We start from the raw sequence: 14,063 nt of genomic DNA, 5'->3' as shown, positions 1-14,063 counted from the left end.
AGCGTTAAAGATAGGCTGTTTTCTAAACATGGCGAGCTCCTTTGACAGCGGGAATATGCGTTCGGGTTGTCGTTCGGAGGCCGGCAGTTCCTTTCTCCTCATGTCATCCGCGCAGGACATTCTGACGTGAGGAGAACGGAGCAGGCAGGCCTGCTGGAAAGCCGTCACCGATAACCGTGTGAGTACGATCTCGCGGACGATAACATGATTCTGTTATATTCAAATAGTATTTATGTTATTTTATATGCCATAAACGCATCATCTGATGTGACTATTCCTCTAGAAGAGCTCAACAAGCGCGACGCCCGCAACGATCACGACAAGAAGAATCAGCAGGATCGCCGTCAGGCGCTTTTCGATGAACTCGCGCACAGGTTCGCCAAAGGCCTTGAGGAGTGCGGCTTCCAGGAAGAACCGTGCACCGCGCGTTGTGATGCTGGCAGCGATGAACGGCAGCAGCGGGAAGTGTGCCGCGCCGGCTGCCAGTGTGACGAATTTGTAGGGGAGAGGTGTGAGCCCCTTGCCCAGAATGATCCATATGCCATATCGGCGGAACAGGTCTTCCAATGCCAGAATGCGCCCATCTGCATGATAGAAATGGGCGATGGGCATACCGATATGCTTCATCAGGAAAGCGCCGAGCAGCCATCCGATCACGCCACCTATCACGCTGGAGACAGTGCAGACTGTTGCTAGAAACCAGGCCCTGTCCTGTCGCGTCAGGATCATGGGAACGAGCATCAGGTCAACGGGGATAGGGAAGACCGACGCTTCTGCCATGGCGATAATGATAAGCCACCATACGGCTTTGGGTGAGGCGGCAAGGTCGGTGATGCGACGATAGAGGGAATGGATCACGGTCTGGTCCTGTGGAGGAATATCCGGTCTTCCTATCCTTCTCTGTCACTGAATGAAAATTCATTGCTTCGGAAAACAGGGTAAAGGAAGCACAAAGCTCTTCCTTTTCTAAAAATGGATGCCCCGTGCCCCAACGTTACTCTCTTCTGGCCCGCCTGTTTCACTGGGGCATGGCGGCTATCATTATCCCAGTCTGGATGATTGGATTCTATGCGGGGCGCCTGTTGCCGCGTGGGGCTTCTCCTTTGAAGGGCGAACTGCTCTCCCTTCATAAGGAGATTGCATCGACAATCGTGATTTTGGTTGTTCTCAGAATGGCCTGGCGCGCAACACATCGGCCGCCAGCATTACCTGACACTATTCCGGAAGAGCAGCGCATTGCGGCGCGCGTGCTTCAGGGATGTCTTTATCTTCTGATGTTGACCACACCTCTCACGGGGTGGCTGATGGCCTCTGCCCACGGGGCGCCAGTCCAGATGCTGTGGACGGTGCACCTGCCGGCGCTCATTCAGAAAACCGCGCTGTTCGCGCCGATCCTGGGTGTCATGCACCAGTTTTCTGCCTGGATTTTGGGGGTTCTGATTGCCGGGCATTGTGTGGCGGCGCTGATGCACCGTTTTTCCCGACGGGATCAGGTCATGGATATGATGCTCTGAATCAAGAGGCCTCTGCAGATGTGTGCAGAGGCCGTGGACTTTTGCCTTATTGCGGTGAAGCAGGTTGCTGAACCGGGAAAGGCTCAGCTTTGAGCGCAGGGCGCGGATGATCCGCCATCTGCTTCTTCAGATACGAAATTGCCGCATCAAGCTGTTGATCCTGCCCCTTGAAGGTGGCGACCGGCATGTTCTCGATCTCGATATCCGGTGAGACACCCTTGTTCTCGACCAGCCAGTGGCCATTCATATCGAAATAGGGATTCTCGGCAGTCCGGGCATTGCCGTTGTCAATCAGACGGTCACCGTCCGAAAGCCAGACACCGGCGCCTGCTGTGCGTTCCCCAAGTAGCGGGGCGATGTGGAGAGACTTGATACCTTGAGAGAAGGTCTCACCGTCCGAGTAGGTCATTTCATCTGAAATCACGATGAGATGGCCCTGAAACGCCTGTTGCATGTCGATGGCCGGAGCGTTGCCATAGCGGCTCCAGAACATCCAGGACCGGCGCATAAGCTGCGTCAGAACCCAGCTGTCAATGTTGCCGCCATTATTGCCGCGGACGTCAACAATGAGTCCATCCTTGTCGATATTGGCATAGAACTCGCGGGCGAACGCCTCCATGTCATCGCCGACCATGGCTTGCAGATGCAGATAACCAATGCGTCCATGGCTCGCACGATCCACAAGATTAGCACGGCTGACTTCCCAGTCTCGTGCGCGCAAGGACTTCTGCTTGCGCCAGCTTACGGCTGTCACGACTGTTTTGTGTTCTTTGCCATTGCGCAGAAGGGTCAGAAGAACCTGTTTTCCAGCCTGATTGGCCAGAAGCGTAGAGAGGTCGGGCTCGTCGGCTGCGGATTGTCCGTTCACGGCAACAATCAGATCTCCGTCCTGCGCATCAACGCCCGAAGCAGCCAATGGAGACTGCTGATCCGGTAGATCGCGGTCTCCTCTATAGATATGTGTGATGCGGAAGCCTTTTGCTTCGCGGGTAATCTGTGCACCCAGTCCGGCAATCAGGTTCGCAGCCGGGTCTTCGAGGCTTTGTGCCGGCCGGAGCTGGGAGTGCATGGCGCCAATTTCAGCAACCATCTGGCCAAGCAGATCATCCAGATCCGCACGGTCTCCAAGTCGATCCACAAATGGCGCGAAGTGGGCTCGGACGGCTTTCCAGTCTACGCCATGCAGATCGCGGTCATAATAATGATCACGGTGAAGGCGCCAGGCATCGACAAATTCGTCTGACCATTCCTGAGCAGGGTCGATGCGCAGCCGTAGTCCGTCAAAACTGACTGCTTTTCCTGCAACATCATCAGGCTTTTTGGCCCCGACCGGTAGCAGAAGAACTTCGGGTGCCTGCTTCGCGCGAGGGGCCACGGTCATGATCGTTTTGCCGTCTGCCGAGAGGCTGAAATCTTCAACCTTGGGCGAGAAGGTTTCGATCTTGTGCTCGTTATTGTCGATATGGATGGACTTCAGAGGGTTGGCGTCATCGTCTGTGCCATCCACGGTGAAAAGATAGTCGGTGGCAGCTGCCAGCCCGTGATAATCGGCGGCAGGGACGGGAACCTGATAGAGACGATCGGCCAATCCGTTCCATTCAAACGCGGGAAGAGGCTTCTTGGGAGCGTCCCTCTTTTCATCTTTCTTGTCGCTCTTTTCCTTGCTGTCATCATGATCCAGCTCGGTTGGGGCCTGGAAAGGAAAGCGTTCTCCGGCCTGGAGTGCGAGGGCATAGATGCCTGTACGATGTGGAAACGCCGGTCCCAGATTGCGGTCTCCCCAGGGAGAGCCGTTAGCCAGCGAGAATGTGCGATCAGACAGGAACCACAACCATTTCCCATCTGGGGAGAAGGATGGGCTATAGGATTCGTAACGATCGCTCGTCACCCACTCCGTACGGCCTGTTTCCGGAGAATACAGGGCAATCTGACGTCGCAGATTGGGGCCGCGCGTGCGTACGAAGGCGAGGGCCTTTCCGTCTGCGGCCCATGAAAGGGAATCGAAAACGTTCGTGCCGTCCTGAGTGGCATCATCAACGAGTTTCTCAGCTTTGCTCGAAAGGTTGAGCAACCACAGGCGCCCCAGCAGATCCGTATGAGCGGCGTATTTTCCGTCTGGTGAGATTTCGAGAGCGACAGGTTCGGTTGACGATGGCTGGCTGAGTGCTTCTCCCTTGCCGCTACCATCTGCTGCAAAACGCCACAGCGCAGATTCTCCGCCAGCATCACTGAACGCAATGACGGACTTGCCATCCGGCGTCACGCGGGCAAGGCGCAGGCGGACATTGTCTGGGGTGGGCAGGACGATCAGACGCCTCGGGGAAGCCGCTGCCACGACCGTGTGGCCGCGCATCGTGAAGATAGCGGCATCGCCTTTGGGAGAAATGGTCTCCGACGTGGTGAAGCGGGTCGGTCGATCCAGCCAGTACGGTGCACGAGGTGCATTGTCCGAGACCAAATTGACAGGGATCTGGTGGCTCTCGCCTGAGGTCAGATCCAGCGAAAAGAGGTCTGCCCCTTTGCGGAACACAACATGGTCGCCTGAGAGTGATGCTTCCAGAATGCTGTAATCCGTAAAATGGGTCAGCTGTCGGGCATCTGTGCCGTCGGTGGCGGTGCTCCAGAGGTTGTAACGCCCGTTTTCGTCGGAAATAACGATCAGACGATCTCGCCACGGCATGGGACGGATCAGGTTCGCTGTGCGTGTGCCGATACGTTCGGCCTCGGCTCCGGACTGAAGATCAAACCGCCAGAGTTGCGAGAGTGCTCCTCCACGATAGGCCCGCATATGATCGCCTGTTACCGCAAGCCCGAACCGCACGGCATACAGCCATTTACCGTCCGGGCTAATGGAAGCGTCATTGACGTTGGCAAGCGGATAGACGTGCTTTGCACCGGTTTTTGGATCCAGAGCTGCGACATTGTAGCTGTAGTAAGGGCCAGTTGCGTCCGGCATGGAGTACAGGATGCCTGCATGAGCATCCCATCCTGCGATATGAAGTTTCGGCGCGTTTTCAAACGTCATGCGTCGGGGCGTGCCGCCGGAACTTGGCATGATGTAGAGCTCTGTTGGCCCATCAAAATTCGCCAGAAATGCGATTTCTTTGCCATCGGGCGAGAGGACAGGCTGCGGGTCAACAGCATTGGCGCCATGGGGCGCGCTGGTCAGACGCTGGGCTGTGCCGCCCGTCAGGGGCACACTCCAGACTGACTGTTCCGCGCTGAAAAGAACGGTCTGCCCCGTGAGTGATGGCTCCCTGAAGTAACCGGGCTCAGCCTGAGCAGTCAGCCCGTAGGTGCACCCCAGAAGAGCCGCGCATGAGAGAAGGGAACGTCGGAGGGAAAACCGCATGATGTGAAGGACTTCTCATATGAAAATATCCTTCGATGATGCTGCGGTTTCATATCGCCGTCGAGACGGCAGGTGCGTTTTGAGGATGGGAAAACAAAAAACGCCAGCCCGGGGTAGGCTGGCGCTTCGTATTTTGCCGTGAAAGCCTGGATCAGGCGGTCAGAGCAACGGCCTTGTCTTCAGCCGCTACCAGGTAGGAGCTGTTGGACAGGACCTGAACAGCCAGCATGGCAATGCTGTGAGAGGACCGGCTCGGGAGCGAGATTGCGGCATGGCCTGTGGTCCAGCGCATGGTCGTTCCTTCAGGAACACTCCAGCCAGACAGCTCTTCCTTAGCGAGATGTGCCGGAAGCACAGTGGTGCTGCCTGCCTCGTAGAGGGCAATCTGGCCAACGAGCACACCGAGTTCGCGGCGGTCATCAACGAATGGGCCAATCACATCGGATGGGCGGCTCGTGCGGGACATCAGACGGACAGAGCGAACCTTCTCCGGCAGCATGAACATGGCATAGCCGTTGGTCTCACGCGTTTTCCGGATGATGGTGCCGTCTTCCGTCATGAGATGCAGGTCAGCATCCTGCGTCAGGACTGCACTGTCAGCCTGAGACACCAGACCTGCCATGTCTGCCCGTGCTTCGATTGCGCGGAACAGGGGCTCGACTGTTGTGCGGTCCGTCGTGAGCGGGGCCGCTGCATCTTCGCTCCAGCTCTTGACGCTGCCGCCGATGCTGAAAACGTTTCCGTCTTGACGGAAATCGCCGCGATTGCCCGTGTCGAGGAAGCTCTCCGTCAACAGGCCGTTGGCCATGATGACCGAGTGATCTGCCGTCTCGATGTGGAAGTAATCGTAAGACGTGATGCTTGTGTCGTAGTGAATGGAGCGACCATTGATCAGCATCCGGGCCGGGACAAATTTTCCATCAAGGAACAGGCAATGTTCTGCCGTCACCAGAAGGTCCGTGTGTGGCATGCCAGGTGCGATGGCGTCCTTCAGAATACGAACCGGGTAGCCTGCTTCGTCTGCAAACGGACCTGGACGTACCGTCATGTGACGACGTCCAGCCCATGTGACAGTGCGAACGTCTTCACGGCCGTCAACATACACAACCACGCTGTCGCCAAGGCGCAGGGTCTCGACAGCAACTTCCCCATCCTGCGTGCGGATCATTGAACCTGCGAGGAAGCAGATGACGCCGTTTCCATTGCTGGTGTTAACCGTGACTGGGTTGCTATCGGTCGGAGCGTTTTTATAGCTGTCGTCGTAAGTAACGCTTTTGGGGCTGATTGTCCCGCCAGACGTGGTCAGAGACACGTTGTCGCTGGTCATGGTGGCGGAACTTACGGTCTGACCATTCACGCCGAGGCTGTCGCCTTCCTTGAGGTTGGCCAGAACCAGCTTGTTGGCTGCGTACTTGTCACTCGGAAGGATCAGCGTGTTGTTGCCTGTCCCGAAAATGACCTTTGTGCCGTCAGTCGGGTAAGTCGTAATTATTGCTTTGGCGCCATCATTCAACGTCAGGGTAGACTGAAGCGCGGAACTGTCTGTGAAGGACGTATCTGTGCCGTTAACTGTGATGGGGCCAGTAATGGTGGTGCTGTTGCTAGCTGTTTTGACGGTCGAGCCATTGGAAATATTGAGGTTTCCAGCAATTCCACTACCGCTGACGCTACCCAGTGTAACGTTGGATTTGTCAAAATTAAGCGTGCCCCCAGCTGCTACCGATGGCTTGAGGCCCGGATAACCAGACCAGTCCTGTGAGACGTTTGAGAACGTCGCGGTGCCGCCGTTATCCACCTGAAGGACATTATTAGCCGTCAGCGGGCGCTGGATGTTTGCCGTGCCACCTGAAGCGACTTCCAGATTGTTGACAGCCAGGGCACTGGTGCCCGAGGCAATGTCGAGAGTGCCCGCAACCTTGATGCTGACGCCGGAAAGCGTTGATGTCGCGCTTGAGACAGTAACAGTCACGCCTGACGGGATGGTGACCGTGCCTTGGTTCGTCTGTGTATCAGGAACGTGCGTTGCTGGTTCGCCATTGTAGCTCCAGTTCGACACGTCACTCCAGTTGCCGCCCGTTGTTGGGCCGACTCACGTGTAGAGATCGCCGTTTGTCCAAGCGGGTGTAGATGTTGCCATGATGTGATGAAAATCCAGAATGCAGGGGGTGCATCGTATTGTTCGCAGAGTGAAGTGGGATTGCCCTATGCCTTCCTTTGCAGACAAACGAAAGCTATTGATGGCGTAATTCGTTCAATTAAAGCTAACAGTCAACGTAAATAACGAAGATGAATAATTTGTAAAAAACCAACACCTCATTGCTCGGCTTATTCAAGCCGGGCAAGAAACGTTCAAATCGAAAAAATTGTGGATTTATCGAGAGATTTTTTAACCGACTGCAGATTTGAGGCCGTAACCTGCTGCAAGTGGGCAAAGAGGCAGCATTGCAAACAGGCATGCTCCCAGAAGGTCGATTCCGGCGCTTGATGATGTGCCAAGCTGCCCGGCATATGACGAGGCCGCACCGAAAATCAGTACCGGCGTTGCCAGAGGAAGAACGAGGAGTGGCAAAAGAACGCCACCACGCCGGGCGCCCAACACGATTGAGGCCGCCATGCCACCCATCAGGGAAAGGCACATTGTTCCAAGCATCAGCCCGAACAGGAGAAGCGGGAGTTCGCTCCCTTTTACGCCCAGCATGATGCCAAGTGGAATCGCTGCGACAAGAAGGGGCAGGCCGGTTGTCAGCCAGTGAGCAATCATTTTGGCGAAGGCAACGGCATATGCTGGAAGGCCCGTGAGCATCAGCAGATCCAGGGAGCCATCTTCCAGTTCAGAGCCGAAAAGTCTGTCCAGCGGGAGCAGCGATGCGAGCAGTGCACAGACCCAGATGATGCCCGGCCCCATATGACGCAACAGGTCTGGTGAGGGACCAAGAGCCAGAGGGAAAAGGCTGCCACACAATATAAAGAAGAGCAGGGATGCGAGCGTATCCGCCCCAAACCGGTAGGCAAGTCGCAGGTCGCGGTCGATCAGGGCAAAGAAAGCGGTCATGACAGCCAGAACGGTTCAGCGTGAGCAAGGGAAGGGAGTTCGTGCGAGCGCGTGTTATCCAGAGGGAGCGGCACATGCGTCGTAACAATCATGGCCCCCCCATTGTCACGGTGTTTGGCCATGATTGCTCCAAGCCGTTCGATGCTCGCCACGTCCAGACCAACGGTCGGTTCGTCCAGAAGCCAAAGGGGTGCTCCTGACAGCATGACGCGTGCGAAAGCCGCCCGGCGTTTCTGCCCTGAGGACAGGAGGCGTGCTGGAAGGTCAGTCAGGAATGCCAGATCAAGGGCTTCCAACACGTCTTCCATGCTTCCACTGCCCAGGCGATGGGCAAGAGCAAGATTTTGCGCCAGTGTCAGGCCGGGCTTGAGAGCATCCTGATGGCCAAGCCATGCCAGTGCCCCATAGCGCTCAATCGTGCCGCCGTCAGGCTTGCGAAGGCCTGCGATTGTTCTGAGAAGAGTAGATTTTCCCGCACCATTCGGGCCGGTGAGTATCATGGCATCGCCATGAGCAAGCGAAAGGCTCACATCATCCAGAACGAGCCGGTCTCCACGGAAAACCGTAATATCCCTGACATCCAGAAGCACAGAAGGTGTTGTCGGGTCGGGCGGCTGGGTCGTCATGGGAAGCGTTCTGTCCGGTTCACGGTCTCATCAGCTTAGACCCTCTGAGCGCGGGAACTGCAAGGGGGCGTCTGAAAAGCTGCAATCTGGTGAATTCTCATTCCTGCATGCAGGAAAGGTCTCGATAGCCAGTGCGAGGTCCGTTAAGAGGGCTGAACGGTATAATGATCACACGTCTTGTTAAGGGATGTCTGGAACTGACTGATCTGGTGTTACAGGCGAGCGGGATCGCCAAGTCTTTTGATGGCAACGAAATTCTTCGTGGTCTGTCACTTGATGTTGAACGTGGCGAGCTGATCTCGATTATCGGACCTTCAGGATGTGGCAAGTCCACGTTCCTGCGGTGCCTCAACTTTCTGGAGCATCCTGACGCCGGAACTGTCCGTATTGAAGATGTGACACTTGCCTGTGCTGGCAAAAGCTGGACGCGTGCCAATGAGGCACAGGCCCATCGTTTGCGGGCGCATGTCGGCATGGTCTTTCAGGCCTTCAATCTTTTTCCCCATAGAACAGTTATTGATAACGTCATGATGGCGCCGATGCGCGTGAAGGGCGTTTCACGGGATGAGGCGCAGGCGACGGCCTGTACGCTTTTGGAAAAAGTGGGGCTGGCGGGTGTTAAAAACCGCTACCCGGACAGTCTTTCGGGCGGCCAGAAGCAGCGCGCGGCTATTGCCCGTGCGCTTGCCATGAAACCGTCCGTCATGTTGTACGACGAGCCGACATCTGCACTGGACCCCGAACTTTCAGAAGAAGTCCTGTCGGTGATGCGGGATCTGGATGATGATGGGATGACGCAGCTTGTCGTAACACATGACATGCGCTTTGCCCGTGCTGCCTCGGATCGCGTGCTGTATGTGGAGGCTGGTGCAATCGTTGAAAGCGGTGACCCGGATCTGATGTTCGCCAACCCGAAAGAGGGGCGCACACGGCGCTTCCTGCGGACGCTCCTGTGATGAACAAGTTTTTTGCGTGTCTTCTGGCGCTGGCTTTCATGCTGGCACCCTCCGTTCATGCCGTAGCGGCTGACGAGACTGTCGCATCCGCGCCAGACGCTCTGGTCGTGCCGGGCGCGCGGGATAACACCGATCTGCCCTGGGCCTCGGATGGTGAGGCCAATGTGCCTTACGTGTTCCATGATCCCGAGCATGAATCCCGGATGACAGGTTTCGAATACGATCTGGTCAATGCCATCGCTGAGAAAATGCACCGCAAGGCGCGTTTCATTCAGAACGACTGGGATGGCCTGATTCCGGGCCTGTCGCGTGATCTTTACAGCATGGTTGCAGACGGCATCGAAATGACGCCGGAGCACAAAGCAGCGGTCCTGTTCTCCCGTCCTTACTATGTGACAAGCGAGCGGATCATTCTTCGCAAGGAAGAAACGGGTCTCGACACGCTGGAGGCTCTCAAAGGGCATAAGATTGGCACGATCAAGGACACCACAGCCGAGCGAATGCTGCGCCGGCAGGGTGGCTCTACGATCCGGTCTTATGAAGAAGAGACAAATGCCTTTTCAGATCTGCGGAACGGAAGACTGGACGCGATCCTGCTGGATGCGCCCATCGCCCTGTATTACGGCAGCATTTCCGATGACATGAAGCTGGTGGGCGAACCGATCGGCAGCATGGAATATGGCATCGCGTTTGCGCCTGGTAGCCGCGCGTTGCGTGATCAGGTGGATGCCGCCCTCGGAGACCTTATCAAGGACGGGACACTTCACCAGATTTTGGCACGCTGGAACCTGTGGACTCCGTTGATGGAGAACTACACCGGGGACCATACCCATCCGGATATTGCTCCGGTGGAATGGGACCGTTATCGGGCGGCCATGGCCAGCACCACGGGTGGGAACTGGAAAGTTCTGGTTCACCGGTATGTCGGGTTCCTGCCTCTGATCGGCCAGGCAGCCTTGATGACGTTGGCTGTTTCAGCGCTCGCTATGGTGATTGCGGTCGCTCTGGGCCTGCTTCTTGCGTTGGCGCGGCATTATGGTGGGACGGTCCCTCGGCTTGTGGCGGGGCTATATGTGGAAATCGTCCGCGGCACACCACTGCTGATTCAGGTTCTTTTCATTTTCTATGGGCTGCCAGCCTTTGGCATCCGGCTGTCTCCCTTCATGGCAGGCGTGTTGTCACTGGGCCTTAATTACGCCGCCTATGAAGCCGAGAATTACCGTGCGGGTTTGTTGTCTGTCCCCCGGGGCCAGATGGAAGCCGCTATCGCTCTGAATATGACGCACTGGCAGGCGCTTCGTCTGGTCGTGGTCCCGCAGGCCTTCCGCACGGTTGTGCCGGTCATGACCAATGACTTTATTTCGCTGCTCAAAGACAGCTCGCTGGTGTCCGTCATCACCTTGACGGAACTCAGTCAGACCTATGTGCGTCTGTCATCCACCTATTACGACTATTTCGGAACGGGGCTGATGGTCGGTGCGGCTTATCTTCTGCTTGGGCTACCGTTCGTGAGATTGGCCCGTATGGCAGAACGACGCATGGGCCGCGGTATGGGCGGCAATATTGGCCATCACTGATTGGGAGGCATGAAAGACGCCTCGTTCAATGAATTAAAAAAGGCTGCCTCTCTGTTGGGAGGCAGCCTTTTTTTGGTCAGGACGCTTTGGGCGCTGACGGATCACTCGTGATGGATGGTGTAAGCGTACTCGGGTCAAGCGTCCCGTCAAACCCTTGCCGCAGAACGTCCGCCCATTTCAGCATCCACCGATCCAGATCCGTTATGAAGCGCGAGGAATCCGGATTGGAATGAACTGTGCCTTTGCCCCAGATGTTAATGGGCGCCAGCAACTGGCGGGACCCATGCTCAATCGGGGCGATAAGCGTCTCAACAGTCTCGACCTGAACGCCCTGCGTGCCCTGAAGGGCCGCGTGATACCATCCAACATTGATCATGAGGGGGGGGATCGGGAAGCCGAGTGTTGCCATGCGGTTGAAGGCCGCTGTGATGAACGGGTCCGGGCTGACTGTATTATTCGCCAGAACTGCGTTCCCCATATAGGTGCACTCTTCCGATGCTCCCGGCTTTCCGCTGATACGTGATGCATAGTTGCGATCATCATGGCACGGCGTTTCCAGCCCATCCGTCACTTCCTGTGGAAGAGTCTGCTGGCTGGCGCGGACAACAATCACGGCCGAGACAACACCACTATCCGTACGCGCCAGAACCTGCTGGGAAATTTCTCCGTGAGGGCCGCTTCGAGCGGTTAGGATGGTGTGCCAGTCTCCGGTCGGGAGCGGAACAGTGCGCCCGGCAATCTTCAGGCTGTGCCGGAGGGTGATGCCAGGATCGGGAACACCGACCTGATCTACGCCACCGTTTTGGGCATTGCCGCCAGCAGCGTTTTGAGCGCCGCTCGCGCCTGCTGCAGACGCTGGGCTTGCACCAGGAGCATGTCCTGGGAGCCAAGGCATGGCTTTCTTCAAAGCCGGTGTCGGGAAAAACGACGCCATCCCGATCCCGCCGACCATCATGATAAGGCTTGTGCGCCAGAGAGGCGCGCGGCGCCAGAGTCGTCCAAATGCTGTCATGGATCAGTGGCTCAGGCGGCCGAGTTGCGCTTCGGTATCCTTGGAAATTTCCGCGACAACACCCGCATCTCCTGCCGTCAGGCGAACCGTCTTGGCCCCCTGCTGACGGGCGATAATCAGGCTTTCGCTCACCATATCTTCAATGGACCGCACCAGATCACGAGCGCTGGCACCGGTGCCCAGATTCTTCTGCTTGACCATGACCTGGAAGAGCAAGGCCGGATCAATACCGCCTGTTTCAACGTGCAGGCCATAGCTTTCAATCATGGCTTCAATTTCCAGAGCGGCGACACGGGCCAGATCCAGACCGCGGAGAGCGCGGAATACAAAGATCCTGTCGAGGCGGTTCAGAACCTCAGGAGCGAAGCCCGCCCGCTTGAGAGCTTCTACCGACTCCGCGCGCATCTTGTCGGGCTCATTCTCCAAACGGTCCGAAATCTCAGTTAGAGCGTCCGTTGCGATGTTGGACGTCAGCATGAAGATGGCGCGGGTGGTGGAGACCTGTTCGCCAGTCGACGCTTCCGTAACGTGACCATCGTTCCATGCGGTGAGGAACTTTTTAAACACGTCCGGATGGGCTTTTTCAATTTCATCCAGTAGCACGACGGCATCTGGCTGATCCTTAAGACCGCCGGTTAGCTTGCCGAAAGTATCTGAGCCGACATAGCCCTTCGGGGAGCCGAAGAGCTGTGTGGCTGCATGGGGGCTGGACATCTGCGTCATATCGAAATGGAGCAGGGGGCGCTCCATCTGTCGGGCAATCTGCTTGGCCAGATAGGTTTTGCCAGTCCCTGGAGGCCCTGCCAGCAGAAAAATGCCGACGGGCTTGCCACGAACCTGAAGAGCGAGGCGACGGCGGAGCTGCTGGGCGATGTCTTCGCAGACACGGTCCTGCCCGATGACGCGGGCCCGAAGAGATGCAGCAAGCTCCTCCGCATCGATGACGGTTTCGCGCTGTTCGCGGGCCATGAGTTCTTCAAGCGCACCACGATTGGTCAGCCGGCTGAGAACATCCATGATCAGACCTTTCCTCCGGCGCAGTCCACGACGCGCCAGTTTTTCTGCAGAGGTTTCGTATGCCAGACCCATGACGGTCAGGAGGGCGCCGATCCCCGCCAGGGGGAGATAGGCAGGGCGTGCCCAGTTCAGAGCTCTCCAGAAACCATCCAGAGACAGGTGTAGCATGACGGCCACCTGAATGACCGCCAGAATCAGGAAGGCCGCCATCATAACTGGCATGGCCCGGTTGAGCATGGGAACGAGGGACTTGAACACCGGGGTGGCCTTTACTGAACAATCACACCAAGCACGATACGCTGACTCAGCGCAGTCAGGCTTGGCAGGGCTTCGGGGCCGAGGGCGGTCATCGCGCCAATGGTAAGAGCGGGTGCGTGCGGCATTGTGACAGGATCAATCGTAACCTGTGCGGCTTCGGCAATCGGCAGAATGAGCCGCTGGAATTTTCCTGTCAAAACAACGCGCTGGGTCAATCCAGAGACTGTGACATCAACGGTCTGCCCTGTCACGCCTGCTGCATCCAGAACCGGCATTTCCACAAGGCGCATATCACCACGCTGCACGGCCGCTAAAATCTGGCTTCGCTGTTGGGCATTGAAGCTGGTGGCAGCAAGCGCTTTAGGGGCATTCTGTGCGGAGAGCATGGAAAGCTGAACCGCCGCCTGAAGCGCTGGTGCTGTGCCAACGGCAGCATTGTCTGGCGAAGGAGCGGGAACTGCCGCCTTGGGCGTTGTGGCATGAGTGTAGAAAAATGCCCCGGCCCCAATGGTGACCACGGCCAGAAGACTACCTCCCGCCCAGAGAGGTCGGCTCCGGGGAGCATCCTGCTGCGGAAGGAGATGCGGTTTAGGCTCGGGTTCGGCTGTCATCAGGGCCTCATCTCACCCTGACTACCCGTTCAAGGCAAGCATTCTCCGCACTGATAAATGTAAACAAATCTTTCGATATGCTTATGGG

The 14,063-nt window shown here is 57.0% G+C and carries 11 protein-coding genes; 3 read left to right on the top strand and 8 right to left on the bottom strand.

Annotated elements, in window-relative coordinates; genetic code table 11:
• Nucleotides 1-279: 279 nt before the first annotated feature.
• Nucleotides 280-858: a YqaA family protein gene (locus KP705_RS07040; protein WP_215764229.1), complete on the bottom strand. Its 579-nt coding sequence runs from the start codon at nt 856-858 to the stop codon at nt 280-282.
• Nucleotides 859-983: 125 nt separating this feature from the next.
• Here KP705_RS07040 and KP705_RS07035 point away from each other — a divergent pair, with 125 nt between their 5' ends.
• Nucleotides 984-1,514, top strand: a complete 531-nt coding sequence (locus KP705_RS07035) for a cytochrome b (RefSeq protein ID WP_215764228.1) — start codon at nt 984-986, stop codon at nt 1,512-1,514.
• Between the two features lie 46 nt (nt 1,515-1,560).
• Here KP705_RS07035 and KP705_RS07030 read toward each other — a convergent pair whose 3' ends face one another.
• The 4 genes from KP705_RS07030 to ccmA form a co-directional block, all read right to left on the bottom strand.
• Nucleotides 1,561-4,866, bottom strand: a complete 3,306-nt coding sequence (locus KP705_RS07030) for a S41 family peptidase (RefSeq protein ID WP_215764227.1) — start codon at nt 4,864-4,866, stop codon at nt 1,561-1,563.
• A gap of 151 nt (nt 4,867-5,017) precedes the next feature.
• Complete coding sequence (locus KP705_RS21110) at nt 5,018-6,922, bottom strand: Hint domain-containing protein (RefSeq protein WP_215764226.1); 1,905 nt, start codon at nt 6,920-6,922, stop codon at nt 5,018-5,020.
• A 330-nt stretch (nt 6,923-7,252) separates the two neighbouring features.
• A complete protein-coding gene (gene ccmB, locus KP705_RS07020; protein WP_046900037.1) occupies nt 7,253-7,918 on the bottom strand; it encodes a heme exporter protein CcmB in 666 nt (221 codons plus the stop codon).
• Entirely contained in the window at nt 7,915-8,544 is a 630-nt protein-coding gene (gene ccmA / locus KP705_RS07015) for a heme ABC exporter ATP-binding protein CcmA (RefSeq protein WP_046900036.1), read from the bottom strand. Before ccmA ends, ccmB begins: the two co-directional genes overlap by 4 nt.
• Before the next feature lie 164 nt (nt 8,545-8,708).
• Between ccmA and KP705_RS07010 the strand changes: the two genes are divergently transcribed.
• Nucleotides 8,709-9,500: an amino acid ABC transporter ATP-binding protein gene (locus KP705_RS07010; RefSeq protein ID WP_252348277.1), complete on the top strand. Its 792-nt coding sequence runs from the start codon at nt 8,709-8,711 to the stop codon at nt 9,498-9,500.
• Nucleotides 9,500-11,077 carry an ABC transporter substrate-binding protein/permease gene (locus tag KP705_RS07005; RefSeq protein ID WP_046900034.1) on the top strand — a complete coding sequence of 526 codons (1,578 nt, stop codon included), beginning with the start codon at nt 9,500-9,502 and terminating at the stop codon, nt 11,075-11,077. Before KP705_RS07010 ends, KP705_RS07005 begins: the two co-directional genes overlap by 1 nt.
• A 76-nt stretch (nt 11,078-11,153) precedes the next feature.
• Here KP705_RS07005 and KP705_RS07000 read toward each other — a convergent pair whose 3' ends face one another.
• The 3 genes from KP705_RS07000 to KP705_RS06990 are packed head-to-tail and all read right to left on the bottom strand — an operon-like array spanning nt 11,154 to nt 13,975.
• Nucleotides 11,154-12,089 (bottom strand): hypothetical protein, encoded by a 936-nt coding sequence (locus tag KP705_RS07000; RefSeq protein ID WP_046900033.1) that lies wholly within the window; start codon nt 12,087-12,089, stop codon nt 11,154-11,156.
• A gap of 3 nt (nt 12,090-12,092) precedes the next feature.
• Nucleotides 12,093-13,343, bottom strand: a complete 1,251-nt coding sequence (locus KP705_RS06995) for an AAA family ATPase (RefSeq protein ID WP_046900892.1) — start codon at nt 13,341-13,343, stop codon at nt 12,093-12,095.
• A gap of 32 nt (nt 13,344-13,375) precedes the next feature.
• A complete protein-coding gene (locus KP705_RS06990; RefSeq protein WP_046900032.1) occupies nt 13,376-13,975 on the bottom strand; it encodes a hypothetical protein in 600 nt (199 codons plus the stop codon).
• Nucleotides 13,976-14,063: the final 88 nt, after the last annotated feature.

The sequence above is a fragment of the Gluconobacter sp. P1D12_c genome, from assembly GCF_018812105.1.
Lineage (GTDB): Bacteria > Pseudomonadota > Alphaproteobacteria > Acetobacterales > Acetobacteraceae > Gluconobacter > Gluconobacter oxydans_A.
Note: the sequence above shows the minus strand (reverse complement) of the source record. Positions and strands in the feature narration are given on the sequence as shown.